Here is a 16,342-nt window from a genome sequence, read left to right on the forward strand (position 1 = left end):
ATATGGAAACCACATACACAGCCTCCACTGCCAGCTACAGCTGGGAAATCAGCCCCACGAACGTCATGGCTGGTACGGTTCTGGCCATCTTGTTTTTCTATGTATTTTTCCGCCATGTCCTGTTCGTCTTGATGTTCATGGACATCGTGCTGGGGTGGTTACGTAAATTCCGCTGGTTCCCCAAAGAAGGCAAGCGCCGCAAGACGTTTATACATTGGCTCATCGCGATTGGGCTCTTTGTTGGCTTCATCATCCTTGCCGCAGCTTTAGGCTGGCTCGAACTCATCGCGCAGTAGCGCCAGAATTTGTCCCAAATTCTGTGCCCAAAATCTCTATGAGATTTTGCCCGCCCCGCCTGTAGACCCGCGGGCAAAGATTCCACCTTGCACCCCACAGCCCAACACTTATAACCGCGAAAGTTTGCGAAATTCATAGGGGGCTGCCGCCATGCCAAAGAGAACCGACATCCAGTCGATCATGATCATTGGGGCGGGGCCAATTGTCATCGGGCAAGCCTGCGAATTCGACTACTCGGGCGCCCAAGCCTGTAAGGCATTGAAAGAGGAAGGCTACCGCGTCATCCTCGTCAATTCCAACCCTGCGACGATCATGACCGATCCGGGGCTGGCCGACGCCACTTATATTGAGCCCATCACCCCCGAGATCGTCGCCAAGATCATCGAAAAAGAGCGCCCCGACGCGCTGTTGCCGACCATGGGCGGGCAAACGGGCCTGAACACCTCGCTCGCTTTGGAAGAAATGGGCGTGCTGGACAAATTCAACGTCGAGATGATCGGCGCCAAGCGCGAAGCCATTGAAATGGCAGAGGACCGCCAGTTGTTCCGCGAAGCGATGGACCGTCTGGGCATCGAAAACCCACGCGCCACGATCTGCACCGCGCCCAAAGACGCGGACGGCAAGAAAGACCTCGCCGCTGGCGTCGTCCTCGCGCTCGAATCGCTTGAGGACATCGGCCTGCCTGCCATCATCCGCCCCGCCTTTACGATGGGCGGCACGGGCGGCGGCATCGCCTACAACCGCGAGGATTACGAATTCTACTGCCGCTCGGGCATGGATGCCTCGCCCATGGGCCAGATCCTGATCGACGAATCCCTTCTGGGCTGGAAAGAATTCGAGATGGAGGTCGTGCGCGACACGGCAGATAATGCGATCATCGTTTGTAGCATCGAAAATGTGGACCCGATGGGCGTACACACAGGCGATTCTATCACCGTAGCCCCTGCGCTGACCCTGACGGACAAAGAATACCAGATCATGCGCAACCACTCGATCGCGGTGCTGCGCGAGATCGGCGTCGAGACAGGCGGATCAAACGTGCAGTGGGCCGTGAACCCCGCCGATGGCCGCATGGTCGTGATCGAGATGAACCCGCGGGTGTCGCGCTCTTCCGCGCTGGCGTCCAAAGCAACAGGCTTCCCGATTGCCAAGATTGCGGCGAAGCTGGCCGTAGGGTTCACGCTGGACGAGCTGGACAATGACATCACCGGCGTGACGCCTGCCTCGTTCGAGCCGTCCATCGACTATGTCGTCACCAAAATCCCGAAATTCGCGTTCGAAAAATTCCCCGGCTCCGAGCCGTATCTCACCACCGCGATGAAATCGGTGGGTGAGACGATGGCCATTGGCCGCACCATCCACGAGAGCCTGCAAAAGGCGCTCGCCTCGATGGAATCGGGCCTGACCGGATTTGACGAGATCGAGATCGCAGGCGCGCCGGATAAGGCAGCCCTGACCAAAGCGATCAGCCTGACAACGCCCGACCGTATGCGCACCATCGCGCAGGCCATGCGCCATGGCATGTCCAACGACGACATCCACGCCACCACCATGTTCGACCCTTGGTTCCTTGACCGCATCCGCGAGATCATCGACGCCGAAGAAGAGGTCCGCAAGAACGGCCTGCCCGTCACCGAGGACGCGCTGCGCAGGCTGAAAATGATGGGTTTCACCGATGCACGCCTTGGCCTTCTCACCGGCCGCGACGAGGACAACATCCGTCGTGCGCGCCATAACCTTGGCGTGAAGGCCGTGTTCAAACGCATCGACACCTGCGCCGCCGAGTTCGAGGCGCAAACCCCCTATATGTACTCGACCTATGAGGCGCCCATGATGGGCGAGGCCGAATGCGAAGCACGCCCTTCGGACCGCAAAAAGGTTGTCATCCTTGGCGGTGGCCCGAACCGCATCGGACAGGGAATCGAGTTTGATTATTGCTGCTGCCACGCCTGCTATGCCCTCACCGACGCGGGCTATGAGACGATCATGGTCAACTGCAACCCCGAGACTGTCTCGACCGATTACGACACCTCGGACCGTTTGTATTTTGAGCCGCTGACGCTGGAACATGTCATGGAAATCCTGCGGGTCGAGCAGGAAAACGGCACGCTGCACGGTGTGATCGTACAGTTCGGCGGGCAGACCCCGTTGAAAATCGCCCAAGCCCTGCAAGACGAAGGTATCCCGATCCTTGGCACCACGCCCGACATGATCGACCTTGCAGAAGACCGCGAGCGTTTTGCCGATCTGGTGCAAAAGCTGGGCCTGAAGCAACCGCACAACGGCATCGCCCACTCCGACGCCGAAGCGCTTGAGATTGCCGCCGACATCGGCTTCCCGCTGGTGATCCGCCCGTCCTATGTTCTGGGTGGCCGTGCGATGGAAATCGTGCGCGATCAAAGCCAGCTTGAACGCTATATTTCCGAAGCCGTCGTCGTGTCGGGCGACAGCCCCGTGCTGCTTGACAGCTACTTGTCCGGCGCGGTTGAATTGGACGTAGACGCCATCAGCGATGGCACGGATGTGCATGTCGCAGGCATCATGCAGCACATCGAAGAGGCGGGCGTCCACTCGGGCGACAGTGCGTGTTCCCTGCCGCCCTACTCGCTTGATCCTGCGATCATCGAACAGGTCGAAGTGCAGACAAAAGCGCTGGCCAAGGGACTGAACGTGGTGGGCCTGATGAACATCCAGTTCGCCATCAAAGACGGTGAGATTTACCTGATCGAGGTCAACCCACGCGCCTCGCGCACCGTGCCGTTCGTAGCCAAAGCGACCGATTCCGCGATCGCCAGTATCGCCGCCCGCGTCATGGCAGGCGAGCCGCTGTCGAACTTCCCGCTGCGTGCGCCCTATGACACCAACACCGACTACAAAGACGTGCTGCCGCTGGGTGATCCTATGACGCTGGCCGATCCCAACATGCCTTGGTTCTCGGTCAAAGAGGCCGTGCTGCCCTTTGCCCGTTTCCCCGGTGTGGACACGATCCTCGGCCCCGAGATGCGCTCAACCGGTGAGGTGATGGGCTGGGACCGCGACTTCCCCCGCGCCTTCCTCAAGGCGCAGATGGGCGCGGGCACGATCCTGCCGCGCACGGGTAACGTCTTTTTGTCGATCAAAGACGCGGATAAAACCGCCGATGTGGTCAACGCGGCCCGCATTCTGAGCGAACAGTCCTTTAACATCATTGCGACCCGTGGCACCGCCGCCTGGCTGAAAGAGCAAGGCATCGCTTGCGAGACGGTGAACAAAGTCTACGAGGGCCGTCCCGACATCACCGACATGATGAAGGACGAGGCGATCCACCTTGTGATGAACACCACCGAAGGCGCGCAAGCGGTTGAGGACAGCAAGTCCATCCGCTCCATCGCGCTTTATGACCGCATCCCCTACTACACGACCGCCGCAGGGGCCTATGCCGCCGCGCTGGCGATCAAGGCGCAGGCCGAAGATGACATCGAGGTGAAGTCACTACAGGGATAAGGTGCCTGCGCGATTGCCGTAGGCAGAGTTTGCAAAACGGGCTAGGCTTCTTACATCCATGAGGGGCCTGAATAATTATCCACAGCAGGCGCACGGGGCAACTTGCCGCGAATAAAGAGGAATACGAGATGTACACACCCGCAATCACAGGCTCTGGCGTTTTCACGCCCTCCGAGGTCATCACCAACGCCGAGCTGGTCGAGACCTTCAACGCCTATGTGGACATCTATAACGCCGAAAACGCAGCTGCGATCGAGGCAGGTGATCTTGTCGCCAAAGACTATTCCTCCGAAGAGTTCGTGTTCAAAGCCTCTGGCATCAACCAGCGCTATGTCATGGACAAGACAGGTATCCTTGACCCCAAGGTGATGCACCCGCTGCTGCGCCAACGCAGCGACGATGAACCCTCGTTGATGGCGGAAATGGCGCTGGATGCGGCGAACAAGGCATTGGCAGACGCGGGCAAGACCGCCGCGGACGTGGACGCCGTGATTTGCGCCGCCTCCAACCTTGAGCGCGCCTACCCTGCCGTTGCAATTGAAATTCAAAACCTGCTCGAGATCAACGGCTTTGCCTTCGACATGAATGTCGCCTGCTCCTCGGCTACCTTCGGGATTCAGGCAGCCGCGGATATGATCCGCTCCGGCTCCATCCGTTCGGCTTTGGTGGTCAACCCCGAGATTTGTTCGGCCCATCTGGAATGGCGCGACCGCGACTGTCACTTCATCTTTGGCGATGTGGCCACCGCCGTGTTGATCGAGCGTACCGAGGACGCCACAGGCACTCATTTTGAAATCAAATCAACACGTTGCGCTACGGACTTCTCCAACAACATCCGCAACAATAACGGCTTTTTGCGCCGCTCGCGTCCCGATGGCGTGGCCGACCGCCGCGACATGCAGTTCATGCAAAACGGGCGCAAAGTGTTCAAGGAAGTGCTGCCGCTTGTATCAACGCATATCGCGGACCATATGGCCGACAACGGCGTCCAAGCGGATGATCTAAAACGGATTTGGCTGCATCAGGCGAACAAATCCATGAACGATTTCATCGGCAAAAAGGTTCTGGGCCGCACGCCCGAAGCAGGCGAGCAACCCAACATCCTGCAAGACTACGCCAACACATCCTCGGCAGGGTCGATCATTGCCTTTTCAAAACACTCAGCTGATCTGGCCGATGGCGACACGGGGCTGATCTGCTCGTTCGGGGCGGGATATTCCGTAGGCTCGGTCATCGTGCAAAAGCACGGCTAGGCATCTTTCTCCGACACACGTTTATGCACCTGCTCTGCCGTCTCGACCCGCTCTGAATAGCGGTCGGTCAGATACTCTGCGTGTCCACGCACCAGCCAGGTGAACTTGACCAGCTCCTCCATCACATCCACTACGCGGGCATAGAATGGCCCTGCAGGCAGGCGCCCTTTGCTGTCAAACTCCAACCACGCTTTGGGGATGCTCGACTGGTTCGGAATGGTCACCATGCGCATCCAGCGGCCCAGAATGCGCATCTGGTTGACCGCATTAAACGACTGCGACCCGCCCGAGACCTGCATCACCGCCAGCGTCTTGCCTTGCGTCGGGCGAATCCCCCCCTGCAAGGACAGCGGGAGCCAATCAATCTGGGTTTTCATGATACCCGTCATCGCGCCGTGGCGTTCGGGACTGGACCACACCATGCCTTCGGACCAGACGGCCAATTCACGCAACTCGGCTACTTTAGGATGATCGGGATCGGCATCATCGGGCTGGGGCAGCCCGCGTGGATCAAACAGCTTTGTCTCGCATCCCAGATGGCGCAGAATGCGTGCCGCCTCTTCCGCCGCGCGGCGCGAATAACTTTGGTCGCGCAGCGAGCCGTAGAGCAACAGAATGCGGGGCTTGTGGGTGGGGCCGTTGGGCGCGTTCAACGCATCCGTGTCGATCTGGTGCAAGCTGTCCTGCACCAGAGCGGGCAGATCGTCAGACACCTTCGTCTTCCAGATGCAGCTTCATATCGACCAGAACCTGCTGCAACATTGTTGTTTCTTTCAACAATCGCTTCGCTTCATTGATCGAGATTTTGCCATCTTCCATGGATTGCTGGTATTCGGCCATCAGCATCGCAAAACGTTGACTCAGCGCGATGACATCGGAATTCACAGTGCCCGTAGACTGGTCGTTGGGCCGCCGCTCGTCATACTGCAAATGCGCACTCGAAAGCTCGGCCAGGGCCTGCGTCAGATGGGGATATCCCGCCGCTTTTTCCAGCGCCGCAACCGCGTCGACAGGCATGAAGCGATCCGCGTGTTCGTCGTGGTCGGAATAATACCGCCCCAACGTCGCCTTGGATTTACCTGTCACTTCACAGGCCGCTTCGACGCCTACGGCTTTCACCAGTGCCTCGGTATGTTTCTTCAGATAGTTACCGGCAGCATCCATCGTCATTTCCTCATTCGAATATGTCGTCCGAATTAACATATAGAGCAATTTGAAGCTGGCCTAGTGCAATTCCCCCTAACTTTCAGCAAAAAATGGGCGATTATCTTGCGTTTTGCTATCCGAGGCAGATAAATGCCGAAATGGCCAAGCTTTATTTCAATTACTCCACCATGAACGCCGGCAAATCCACAGTGCTTTTGCAGGCCGCGCACAACTATAAAGAGCGCGGGATGGTGCCTTATCTTATAACCGCGCTTCTGGATAATCGGGCGGGTCAAGGGCGCATTGCCTCGCGCATCGGGATCGGGGAAGACGCAGACACCTTTGATCTGGGCGAAGATCTGTTTGAAAAGATACAGGCCCGCCTTGCGACAGGTCCCTGCGCCTGTATTTTCATCGACGAGGCGCATTTTCTGAGCGACGATCAAGTCTGGCAACTGGCCCGTGCGGTGGATGATCTGGGGGTGCCGATCATGTGCTACGGGCTGCGGGTCGATTTCCGCGGCAAGCTGTTTCCAGGCTCGGCCGCGCTGCTGGCGCTGTCCGACGAGATGCGCGAGATCAGGACCATTTGCCATTGCGGCAAGAAGGCGACGATGGTTGTGCGCAATGATGCCCAAGGCCGTGTGCTGCGTGACGGGGCGCAGGTGCAGGTCGGCGGCAACGAAACATACGTCTCTCTGTGCCGCCGACATTGGCGCGAAGCAATCGGCGATACCTAGACCCTGTTCGGGGGCATATCGCCGCGCAGACAGGCCTGTAGGTTTTCGACAGCCATACGGCCCATATCAATCCGAACTTCTTCGGTTGCCGTGCCCAGATGCGGCAACAGCACTACGTTATCCAGATCGATCAGCGCTTGTGGCACCTTCGGCTCGAACTCATACACATCGAGGCCCGCACCGCCGATTTGACCACGGCTGAGCGCGTCGATCAGGGCAGCTTCGTCAACCACATCGCCACGGGCAATGTTGATCAACCGCGCATGGGGCTGCATGGCGTCCAGCACATCGCCATTGATGATGTGACGCGTTTCCGGACTGCCCGGCACAGCGGTGACCAGAACATCCACCCGCCCCGCCAAAACCCTCAGATCGCTGACAAATTCAGCATCGAAATCCAGCTCTTTTGCTCCTCGGCCAAAGTACTGCACCGCCATGCCAAAGCCAAAGTGGCACCGCCGCGCAATTGCCTGTCCAATGCGGCCCATGCCGACAATCCCGACGGTTTTCCCGCTGAGATGCAGACCCAGCATTTGCGTGGGATGCCACCCCTCCCATGCGCCTGCACGCACCAGCCGCTCGCCCTCACCTGCGCGGCGTGCGCTCATCAGCATGAGGGTCATCGCGACATCTGCGGTGGCATCGGTCACAGCGCCCGGTGTGTTGGTCACGGTCACGCCCGCAGCCTGCGCCGCCGCGACATCAATGTGGTTATAGCCCACACCGAAGTTCGCCAGCACCTTACAACGCGGCTCCGCCACATCCGCAAACACCGCGCCTGAAAACTGGTCGCCCAAGGTGCAAAGCACCCCGTCATAGTCGCGCAACGCGGCGCGCAGCTCCTCCCCCGTCAGGGGTGTCGTGATGTCGCGTCGCACCACGTCCAACCCGTTAAGCAAGGGATAGACGTCATCCGGTAAAACTCTGGTAACAAGTACTTTTTTCAATGCATTCGCCCTCCGCTTGGCGTTTCCTGGTCTGGTGTGACCAACACAATGGCCCCGTCGGCGTCAGGCACGCCTAACACCAGCACTTCGGACATGAACGGGCCAATCTGGCGCGCAGGGAAGTTCACCACCGCCATGACCTGTTTGCCGATCAGGCTTTCGGGTGTGTAATGCACCGTAATCTGCGCCGATGTCTTACGCTCTCCGATCTCGGCGCCAAAGTCGATCCACATCTTGATCGCAGGTTTGCGCGCTTCGGGGAAAGGTTCTGCGCGGGTGACGCGGCCCGTGCGAATGTCCACTTTCATAAAGTCGTCGAATGAGATTTCAGCCACGCGCCAGCTCCCTTGAGCGATCTGCTGCTGCCGTAACCGCACGGCGCATCAAGGCAGGGAAGCCGTACTCAGGGTCCATCAAAACCTCTAGCGCGGCTTGGGTCGTGCCATTGGGGCTGGTAACATTCACGCGCAACTCTGACGGGTCTTCATCAGCGGCCATCGCCAGCGCGCCCGCACCCGCAACGGTTGCACGCGCCAACTGCAACGCCATCGCGTCGGGCAGCCCCTGTTCGCGCCCAGCGGCGGCCAGTGTTTCGATCATGTGAAAAACATATGCGGGCCCTGATCCGCTGACACCTGTCACCGCATCAATCTGCGCCTCGTTCTCCAGCCGCACGACCTCGCCCACGGCCGACAGCAGCAATTCGGCCTCGTCCAACCCCTGATTGCCCGCCTGCGTATTGCCGACGATCGCCGTGATCCCTTGCGAGATCGCGGCGGGCGTGTTCGGCATCGCCCGCACTACGGGGGTCTGCTGGCCCAAAGTCGCCTCAAAGAATGTGATCGGTGTACCGGCGGCCACGCTCACGAACAGGGTTTCGCCATTCCCCATCTGGCGCAGGGTCGGTAGCGCCTCGGCCATCATCTGCGGCTTCACCGCGACCAAGACAATCGCAGGGGCCAGCGGCAGGTCTTCGTTAAGGCGCACACCCGTGGCTTGCAGCCACTCCGACGGCGCAGGGTCACGGACCCAGACCGACGCGGCAGGCAACCCACGTGCCAGCCAGCCCGCCAACATGGCCGAGCCCATCTTGCCGCAGCCCAAAAGCACCAGCCCCTGCTGCGCGATACGTGAATTTTCCATTGCGTCCCCTCCTTGCGGTTGGGACCAAAGTTACGCCCGCCCGTAGGCCTCTGCAATGGCGACTTGCAGCGCGTCTTGCGGGGTCTTGCCCCCCCAGACAACCAGCTGCACGGCTGGATAATACCGCTCGGCGCTCATCACGGCGGCGGCGATCATGGTATCTACCTGCTCGGGCGAGGCAGTATGCCCCCCCGCCAGCACCAAACCATAGCGATAAACCATCATCTGCTGTTCGGCCCAATAGGTGAACGCACCCGCCCAACAGCGGTCGTTCACGTCGTTCAACAAACCATAAAGCGAGGGCAGCTTGTCCTCGGGCGGCTCCATCTCGAACGTGCAGATCAGGCGCAGCGTCTCGTCATAGGCCGACCACGCCAGCGTGACCGAATAGGTCCGCCACTGGCCCTCGACCGTCATCGAAATTTGCTCGTCTGAAATCCTGTCGAAATCCCACTCATGATGGGCCGCCAGCGACTCTACGATGTCGATGGGGTGAATCTCATCTTCTAGGTACTGCTCGGACAGTGCCATTATGCCACCTTTATTATTATCGCCAAAGCGGTGGAGCTATTTACTGCCCCCTTACTTTGGGTGCTTACGCAATTGAACGCGTGTTTGCCTGTACGTCCTACAACATATGGTGGCGACAAGGGTAGAGTCTGGCAAGTCTTTTTCTGGGGATAACCCGCCCCGAAAGCGGTTATTCGCACAATTCCTTGTGGATATGCGCGGAAAAGTCCCAACAAATCGTAAAAACGCCCCCGCAGTGCAGGGGCGATCAGTTAATCCTATGGCAAATAAAAATAGCTGTTGCGCGGCAGCGCATCCGTCAGGTCACGCCGCCTGCGGGCAAGCTCAGGACTTCGCGTCCAGCGCGTCCAGCCGCGATTTGAGCGCTTCGTTCTCTTCGCGGGCTTTCTGTGCCATGGCGCGCACCGCATCAAATTCTTCGCGTGTCACAAAGTCGCGGTCGGCCAGCCAGCGGTCCATCATGCCCTTCATGGCATTCTCGGCTTCGTCCTTGGCCCCTTGCGCCACGCCCATAGCGTTGGTCATGATCTGGCTCAGGTCGTCAAAAATCTTGTTACGCGTTTGCATCGGGGTCTCTCCAGTGGCTGTACACCCTATATGGGGGGTGCATGTGTCCCTTGCAAGGTTGACATCACGCGCCAGCCGCGCTCAATCACCGCATGTACGCCCTGATCCCCTTCCCCGACATCTCGCCCGAGATATTTTCGATCTCGCTGTTTGGCATGACATTCGCGCTGCGCTGGTATGCGCTGGCCTACATCGTTGGTATCCTTGCAGGATGGCGGCTGGTGTTGCGCGCCGCCCGAACCCCGCGCTTGTGGCGCGATGGGCAGGCGGTGATGACCCCGCAACAGATCGAAGATCTGCTCACATGGGTGATCCTTGGCGTCATCCTTGGGGGGCGTCTGGGCTATGTGTTGTTCTATCAGCCCGCGATATACCTCGCGAACCCGTCGCAAATCCTGCGCGTGTGGGAGGGGGGGATGTCCTTTCACGGGGGCGCGTTGGGCGTCATCCTTGCCGCGTTCGTCTATACCGCCCGCTATAAAATCCCCCGCACCAGCGCAGGCGATCTTGTGGCTCTTGGCATTTTCCCCGGTTTGCTGCTGGGGCGTCTGGCCAACTTCATCAACGCCGAGCTGTGGGGCCGCCCGACCGATCTGCCCTGGGGTGTCGCCTTCCCCACCCAAGCTGCCCAATACTGTGCGGATGTCGCAGGCATTTGCGCCCGCCACCCCTCACAACTCTACGAGGCGGCGCTCGAGGGCGCTTTGCTGGGCGCGGTCCTTGTCTGGCTGGTCTGGCGTCGCGGCGCGTTCAAAACGCCGGGTCTGATTATGGGCACGTTCCTTGCTGGCTACGGCATCGCACGGTTCATGGTTGAATTCGTCCGCCAGCCTGACGCGCAATTCGTTACCGGAGGCAATCCGTTGGGCCTTGCCCTGCACGCAGGCGGTTATGGCCTCACCATGGGGCAGCTGTTGTGCCTGCCGATGATCGCCGTGGGTGTCTTTTTCATCCTCCGCGCCCGCCGCGCCGCATGAGCCTGCGCGACACGATCATCGCCCAGATCACGGCCCAAGGGCCGATGCGGCTGGATGACTATATATCCACCTGCCTGCTGCACCCGACTGCGGGCTACTATACAACGCGCCCCCCCTTTGGCAAGCAGGGCGATTTCATCACCGCGCCGGAGATCAGCCAGATGTTCGGCGAACTGATCGGGCTCGCGCTCGCGCAGAGCTGGCTGGACCAGGGCGCGCCTGCCCGCTTTGCGCTGCTGGAACTCGGTCCCGGGCGCGGCACGCTTATAGCTGACATCCTGCGCGCCACCAAAGCCGTGAAGGGCTTTCACGAGGCCGCTCAAATCACCCTGATGGAGGCATCGCCCGCCTTGCGTGCCGAGCAGGCGGCAACCCTTGCAGGGCACACGCCCGCTTGGATCGACACGATCGAAGCCTTGCCCGAGCTGCCTGTGTTTGCCGTCGCCAACGAATTCTTCGATGCCCTGCCCATCCGCCAGTTCGTGCGTGATGGCGACAGGTGGCGCGAACGGCAGGTCGGTGTGCAGGACGGCACGCTTGTCTTTGGCCTTGGCCCCGCACAGTCCCAGCCCGCGCTGGCCGCCCGCCTTGACGATACCAAAGACGGTGACATGGTCGAGGACTGCCCCAGTGCCGCCCCCATCCTGTCGACCCTCGCCGCCCGCATCGCTTCGCACGCGGGGGCGGCGCTGGTGTTCGACTACGGCGACTGGCGCAGCTTGGGCGACACATTACAAGCGGTTCAAAACCACGCAACTACCGATCCGCTGACTGCACCCGGCATGGCGGACCTGACCGCACATGTTGATTTTGAAGCGCTTTTCGCCGCCGCCACCCCCCTTGCCACCTGCAGCCGCATCACACCCCAAGGCGTGTTCCTTGAGCGGTTAGGCATCACCGCCCGTGCACAAGCTTTGGCAGAAAACCTCAGCGGGGAGGCGCTTGATACGCATATCGCGGCACATCGTCGCTTGACGCACCCGCAGGAAATGGGAAACCTGTTCAAGACGTTCGGCATCGTGCCACACGGTGCCCCCATGCTGCCGGGACTAGAAACATGACGCTCGAAATTCTCACGCTGGATGCACTGCCCGCCAAACACGGGTTCTTTACGCGGCGCGGTGGCGCGTCGTCGGGCGTGTTTGCGGGGCTGAACTGTGGCCAAGGCTCTTCTGATCAGGCCGAGATTGTCGCCATCAACCGTGGCCGTGTCGCGGAGGCGATGGGCGTGGCCCCGGATCATTTGCTGGGCGTGCATCAGGTCCATTCGGCAACCGCCATTACCGTCGATGCGCCGATGGCCGAAAAACCCCGCGCCGATGCGCTGGTCACGGCCACACCGGGGATTGCCTTGTCGGTACTGTCAGCTGATTGCCAGCCCGTGCTGTTTGCCGACGCAAAGGCAGGCGTAATCGGGGCCGCCCACGCAGGCTGGCGCGGCGCGTTGGACGGCGTACTGCACGCCACGGTAAACGCGATGGAAGCCCTTGGCGCCAACCGCGAAGACATCGTCGCGGGCATCGGCCCCGCGATCAGCCAGCGCGCCTATGAGGTCGGACCAGAGTTCATGGACAGCTTTATGGACGCCGATCCCGACTTTGCCCGCTACTTCATCAACGGAGAGGGCGACAGGATGTTGTTCGACTTGCCCGGCTTTGGCCTGAACCGTCTGCGGGCCGCAGGCGTGGGCCATGCCGAGTGGACGCGCCACTGCACATTCTCTGATCCTGATCGGTTCTACTCGTATCGCCGCACGACACACGCCAAAGAGGCGGACTATGGCCGCCTGATCGCCGCCATCACCCTGTGATTTAGGCGCGAATGGGGCAGCACCCGCCCCCGACCCGCCCAAATCACGCGGGAAACAATCCGAAATACTGTTGCCGTATCCAGTACAATCGTGCGCAACACCCTTATTTCTAAGGCCTTGCGCCGATTGTGGCCCGCGTTGCCCCAATGTGGTGCGCCTTGCCCGGAAAATTACCGAAATTTTTTAGGTAAATGCCCCAAACCGGCCCGATTGCTTTGTCATATTGATCTCAAGCAAGGGCAACGCCCCATAACAACGCAAATACTGAGGACCAGAGCCATGAAAACCAACACACGCTTCATCAAGTCGATCACAAAAGCCGCCGCCGAGAATGACACAGTCATGCCTTGGGCCCGCGGCACCCGCCGCGCCGCGTTCATCGCAAAGCGCAACGCGACCCAGGCCCCTCTGCGCAAAAGCGCCTGATCCACCAGACACCCCGACACCAGACGACATAACCTCCCCCCCCCTCGTAAGTCTGATGTTTACCAACCCTCTCGCGTCGATTCGCGGGAGGGTTTTCTGATTCTGCCCCCTCCCGTGTCCATACAGCGGCAGAAATGTGGCAAGGTTCTTCGAAAATGCGGAAACAAACCCTGACAAATTATACAGATTGCCGCGCAAGCACGGTCAAATGTCACGCATCCTTTGACAATGAGGCGGGAACATGGCGAATTAGGCCTCACGAAAGACATGAAATGACACACCACGTTATTTCCGTCGTTGTCGGTGGGGGCCGACGAGGGATGTGACAAGCCAGATAGGTTACGCACATGACACTGACTGCTAATCCAGCTGCCGCACGTTCCGCAGCACGTAAACCAGGGTACGCGATGATGACTCCCTCTATGCCGACATCAAACGGCCAGATGGCTGCAACCCAGATGCCAAAGCGCACCTATGAAGTCGCCGCGCTGCGCGAAGACGACTCCCTTTATATCGCGCAAAGTACGGCACCGGCGATCCCCCTGTTCGAAGACGCGTTTTCCGCATTCACCCACGGCAGCCTGATCCAGACGACAATGGGCCCCATCGCGGTCGAAGACCTGCAACCGGGTGACATGGTGCAAACCTCGACGGGTGAAGCCGCGATGCTGACATGGGTTGGCACATCCACGTTCTCTCCTGCGGATGCGGGCAAACGCACGCCGCTTATTCGAATTATGCCTGACGCATTGGGCCAGTCGCGCCCTGAACGCACGCTGACCGTTGGCCCAGGCGCGCGCATTTTGCACACCCCTGCCAACCTGCGCGGTCTGGCGGATGGCAAGCAATTGCTGACCCCTGCTGCAAAATTCGTAGACGGTGTAAACGTGATCGAGGTGACGCCACCAACGCCCACCCGCATGTTCCACATCTGCCTGTCACGGCACGCCGTAATCAATGTGGACGGGTTCGAGATGGAAACATATCACCCCGGCACAGCAGCGCCACGTGAAGTGTCCCACGCGCTGCGCGACCGCTTTGTTTCGCTTTTCCCGCGGATCAGCCATCTGACAGATTTCGGCCCGTTGGCACACCCGCGTGCGCCCGAACTGGACGCACATTAATCTCTCAAACGCGTATGAGGCCGCTCTCTCAGGCTTCGACGCGCAGTCGTTCCTCCAAAACGTCAAACGGAACGCCAGGGTCATCCTTGGCGTTTCGTATTACTAGCGATGTCTTGACGCTTGCGACATTCGGGGCGGTCAACAATTGCTCGGTCAAAAAGCTTTGAAAGCCGGACAGATCGGGGGCCACGCATTTCAGCATAAAGTCCACTTCCCCGTTCAGCATGTGACACTCACGCACAAGTGACCACGTGCGACACTGCTCCTCGAACGCGGACAGATCCGCCTCGGCCTGACTGCTGAGGCCAACCATCGCAAAAACCTGCACCTCGAAACCCAACGCACGGGAGTCAACTTCGGCGTGGTATCCACGGATAAACCCTTGTTCTTCCAAGGTTCGCACACGGCGCAGACAGGGCGGCGCGGATATGCCGACACGCTTTGCCAACTCCACATTGGTCATGCGCCCGTCCGCCTGCAATTCGGCAAGAATTTTCCGATCAATCGGATCAAGTCGTGTACCGGCCATGTAACCCCCTTGCAGCTTTTCGATTGTTATACAGATTGCGCAGATGCGCGCAACAATGTTTCAATCAAGCGCAACATTCATTAACTTCCCCCGTCATTTGCCACGGGGGTCGAAAAATACGTATTTTTCGGCCGGAATTTTCGAAAATTCCGCGCCCCGCCGCCCCCACCGCACTTCAGCGCGGGGGTTTAAGCCTGCCCAGCCCGCGTATATATCACGTTCAACAAAGACTCACGCCAACCCAGAGGTGCCCCATGGCCGACACACGCAAGACCAAGCTTTTGATTATCGGCTCCGGCCCCGCAGGTTATACTGCCGGTGTCTACGCCAGCCGTGCCATGCTGGACCCGATCCTTGTGCAAGGGATTGAACCGGGCGGCCAGCTGACCACCACCACCGAGGTCGAGAACTGGCCCGGCGATACCGAAGTTCAGGGCCCGGACCTGATGATCCGCATGGAAGCGCACGCAAAAGCGATGGGCACCGAGATCATCGGCGACATCATTCTGGACGTTGATCTGAGCAAGCGCCCCTTTGTCGCCAAGGGCGACAGCGGCACAACCTACGTGGCCGATGCCCTTGTGCTGGCCACAGGCGCGCGGGCAAAATGGCTGGGGCTGGAAAGCGAAGAAAAGTTCAAAGGCTTTGGCGTCTCCGCCTGCGCCACCTGCGACGGCTTTTTCTACCGTGGCCAAGAGATCGTCGTGATCGGTGGCGGCAACACGGCCGTAGAGGAGGCGCTGTTCCTCACCAACTTTGCCTCCAAAGTCACCCTGATCCACCGCCGGGATGAGCTGCGCGCCGAGAAAATCCTGATCGACCGTCTGGAAAAGAACCCCAAGATCGAACCCCTGTGGTTCCATGAGCTGGACGAAGTTTACGGCACTGACAGCCCGCTGGGCGTCGAAGGCATCAAGGTAAAGCACACCAAAACGGGCGAGATCACGGACATTCCTTGCAAGGGCGTCTTTGTCGCCATCGGCCACGCGCCCGCAAACGAATTGGTCAAAGACACGCTGGAAACACATATGGGCGGCTATGTCTTGACCAAGCCGGACAGCACGGCAACCTCTATCCCCGGTGTCTTTGCTGCCGGCGATCTGACCGATCACGTCTATCGTCAGGCTGTTACATCCGCCGGCATGGGCTGTATGGCCGCGCTGGAGGCCGAGCGTTTCCTCGCTGAAGTCGGCGATGACGAGGGCAAAGACACGTCTCTGCCCCTTGGCTACGGCGCCGAGGTGTCCGACGCGACGTAAAACCAATGGCAGCGCCCGATAACTCAGGCGTTGCCGAAACCACACGTCATAATTGAGCCTCAAAGTTTGTTCTTCCATGAACAAAGATTTCATGTATACGTTCATACATG

18 protein-coding genes are annotated in these 16,342 nt (G+C 59.6%); 10 read left to right on the plus strand and 8 right to left on the minus strand.

Going from position 1 to position 16,342, the window contains the following annotated elements:
• The first annotated feature begins 2 nt into the window (after positions 1-2).
• The 3 genes from ABMC88_RS01230 to ABMC88_RS01240 all read left to right on the plus strand — a co-directional run bounded on the left by ABMC88_RS01230 (position 3) and on the right by ABMC88_RS01240 (position 5,033).
• The gene (locus ABMC88_RS01230; protein ID WP_349575008.1) at positions 3-296 is read left to right on the plus strand and encodes a hypothetical protein; all 294 of its coding nucleotides are present in this window, start codon (positions 3-5) and stop codon (positions 294-296) included.
• 151 nt (positions 297-447) lie between these two features.
• Positions 448-3,780, plus strand: a complete 3,333-nt coding sequence (gene carB / locus ABMC88_RS01235; RefSeq protein ID WP_349575009.1) for a carbamoyl-phosphate synthase large subunit — start codon at positions 448-450, stop codon at positions 3,778-3,780.
• A gap of 128 nt (positions 3,781-3,908) precedes the next feature.
• The gene (locus tag ABMC88_RS01240; RefSeq protein ID WP_349575010.1) at positions 3,909-5,033 is read left to right on the plus strand and encodes a beta-ketoacyl-ACP synthase III; all 1,125 of its coding nucleotides are present in this window, start codon (positions 3,909-3,911) and stop codon (positions 5,031-5,033) included.
• Here the strand turns inward: ABMC88_RS01240 and arsH are convergent.
• Positions 5,030-5,746: an arsenical resistance protein ArsH gene (gene arsH, locus ABMC88_RS01245; protein ID WP_349575011.1), complete on the minus strand. Its 717-nt coding sequence runs from the start codon at positions 5,744-5,746 to the stop codon at positions 5,030-5,032. The genes ABMC88_RS01240 and arsH overlap by 4 nt on opposite strands.
• On the minus strand, positions 5,739-6,197 hold the full coding sequence (locus ABMC88_RS01250) for a hypothetical protein (protein ID WP_349575012.1): 459 nt from the start codon (positions 6,195-6,197) through the stop codon (positions 5,739-5,741). The genes arsH and ABMC88_RS01250 overlap by 8 nt, the downstream gene beginning before the upstream one ends.
• A gap of 140 nt (positions 6,198-6,337) precedes the next feature.
• Between ABMC88_RS01250 and ABMC88_RS01255 the strand changes: the two genes are divergently transcribed.
• On the plus strand, positions 6,338-6,919 hold the full coding sequence (locus ABMC88_RS01255; RefSeq protein ID WP_349575013.1) for a thymidine kinase: 582 nt from the start codon (positions 6,338-6,340) through the stop codon (positions 6,917-6,919).
• Here ABMC88_RS01255 and ABMC88_RS01260 read toward each other — a convergent pair.
• The 5 genes from ABMC88_RS01260 to ABMC88_RS01280 form a co-directional block, all read right to left on the minus strand.
• Entirely contained in the window at positions 6,916-7,866 is a 951-nt protein-coding gene (locus ABMC88_RS01260) for a 2-hydroxyacid dehydrogenase (RefSeq protein WP_349575014.1), read from the minus strand. The two genes, ABMC88_RS01255 and ABMC88_RS01260, sit on opposite strands and share 4 nt — an antisense overlap.
• Entirely contained in the window at positions 7,863-8,201 is a 339-nt protein-coding gene (locus tag ABMC88_RS01265) for a tRNA-binding protein (protein ID WP_349575015.1), read from the minus strand. The genes ABMC88_RS01260 and ABMC88_RS01265 overlap by 4 nt, the downstream gene beginning before the upstream one ends.
• A complete protein-coding gene (gene proC / locus ABMC88_RS01270; protein WP_349575016.1) occupies positions 8,194-9,009 on the minus strand; it encodes a pyrroline-5-carboxylate reductase in 816 nt (271 codons plus the stop codon). The genes ABMC88_RS01265 and proC overlap by 8 nt, the downstream gene beginning before the upstream one ends.
• Positions 9,010-9,039: 30 nt before the next feature.
• Positions 9,040-9,540 (minus strand): type III secretion system chaperone family protein, encoded by a 501-nt coding sequence (locus ABMC88_RS01275; protein WP_349575017.1) that lies wholly within the window; start codon positions 9,538-9,540, stop codon positions 9,040-9,042.
• A 324-nt stretch (positions 9,541-9,864) separates the two neighbouring features.
• Positions 9,865-10,107 carry an accessory factor UbiK family protein gene (locus ABMC88_RS01280; protein ID WP_349575018.1) on the minus strand — a complete coding sequence of 81 codons (243 nt, stop codon included), beginning with the start codon at positions 10,105-10,107 and terminating at the stop codon, positions 9,865-9,867.
• Between the two features lie 92 nt (positions 10,108-10,199).
• Here ABMC88_RS01280 and lgt point away from each other — a divergent pair, with 92 nt between their 5' ends.
• The 5 genes from lgt (at position 10,200) to ABMC88_RS01305 (ending at position 14,444) form a co-directional block, all read left to right on the plus strand.
• Entirely contained in the window at positions 10,200-11,084 is an 885-nt protein-coding gene (gene lgt, locus ABMC88_RS01285; protein WP_349575019.1) for a prolipoprotein diacylglyceryl transferase, read from the plus strand.
• Positions 11,081-12,145 carry a class I SAM-dependent methyltransferase gene (locus ABMC88_RS01290; protein WP_349575020.1) on the plus strand — a complete coding sequence of 355 codons (1,065 nt, stop codon included), beginning with the start codon at positions 11,081-11,083 and terminating at the stop codon, positions 12,143-12,145. The genes lgt and ABMC88_RS01290 overlap by 4 nt, the downstream gene beginning before the upstream one ends.
• Positions 12,142-12,894: a peptidoglycan editing factor PgeF gene (pgeF, locus tag ABMC88_RS01295; RefSeq protein ID WP_349575021.1), complete on the plus strand. Its 753-nt coding sequence runs from the start codon at positions 12,142-12,144 to the stop codon at positions 12,892-12,894. Before ABMC88_RS01290 ends, pgeF begins: the two co-directional genes overlap by 4 nt.
• 279 nt (positions 12,895-13,173) lie before the next feature.
• Entirely contained in the window at positions 13,174-13,320 is a 147-nt protein-coding gene (locus tag ABMC88_RS01300) for a hypothetical protein (RefSeq protein WP_349575022.1), read from the plus strand.
• 422 nt (positions 13,321-13,742) lie between these two features.
• The gene (locus ABMC88_RS01305) at positions 13,743-14,444 is read left to right on the plus strand and encodes a Hint domain-containing protein (protein WP_349575023.1); all 702 of its coding nucleotides are present in this window, start codon (positions 13,743-13,745) and stop codon (positions 14,442-14,444) included.
• Positions 14,445-14,472: 28 nt separating this feature from the next.
• Here the strand turns inward: ABMC88_RS01305 and ABMC88_RS01310 are convergent, their stop codons facing one another.
• A complete protein-coding gene (locus ABMC88_RS01310; protein WP_349575024.1) occupies positions 14,473-14,973 on the minus strand; it encodes an Lrp/AsnC family transcriptional regulator in 501 nt (166 codons plus the stop codon).
• Positions 14,974-15,227: 254 nt separating this feature from the next.
• On the opposite strand from ABMC88_RS01310, the gene trxB reads away from it, so the two are divergent.
• Positions 15,228-16,232 (plus strand): thioredoxin-disulfide reductase, encoded by a 1,005-nt coding sequence (trxB, locus tag ABMC88_RS01315; protein WP_349575025.1) that lies wholly within the window; start codon positions 15,228-15,230, stop codon positions 16,230-16,232.
• Positions 16,233-16,342: the final 110 nt, after the last annotated feature.

Origin of the sequence: Sulfitobacter aquimarinus, from assembly GCF_040149565.1 — a bacterium.
Taxonomy (GTDB): domain Bacteria; phylum Pseudomonadota; class Alphaproteobacteria; order Rhodobacterales; family Rhodobacteraceae; genus Sulfitobacter; species Sulfitobacter aquimarinus.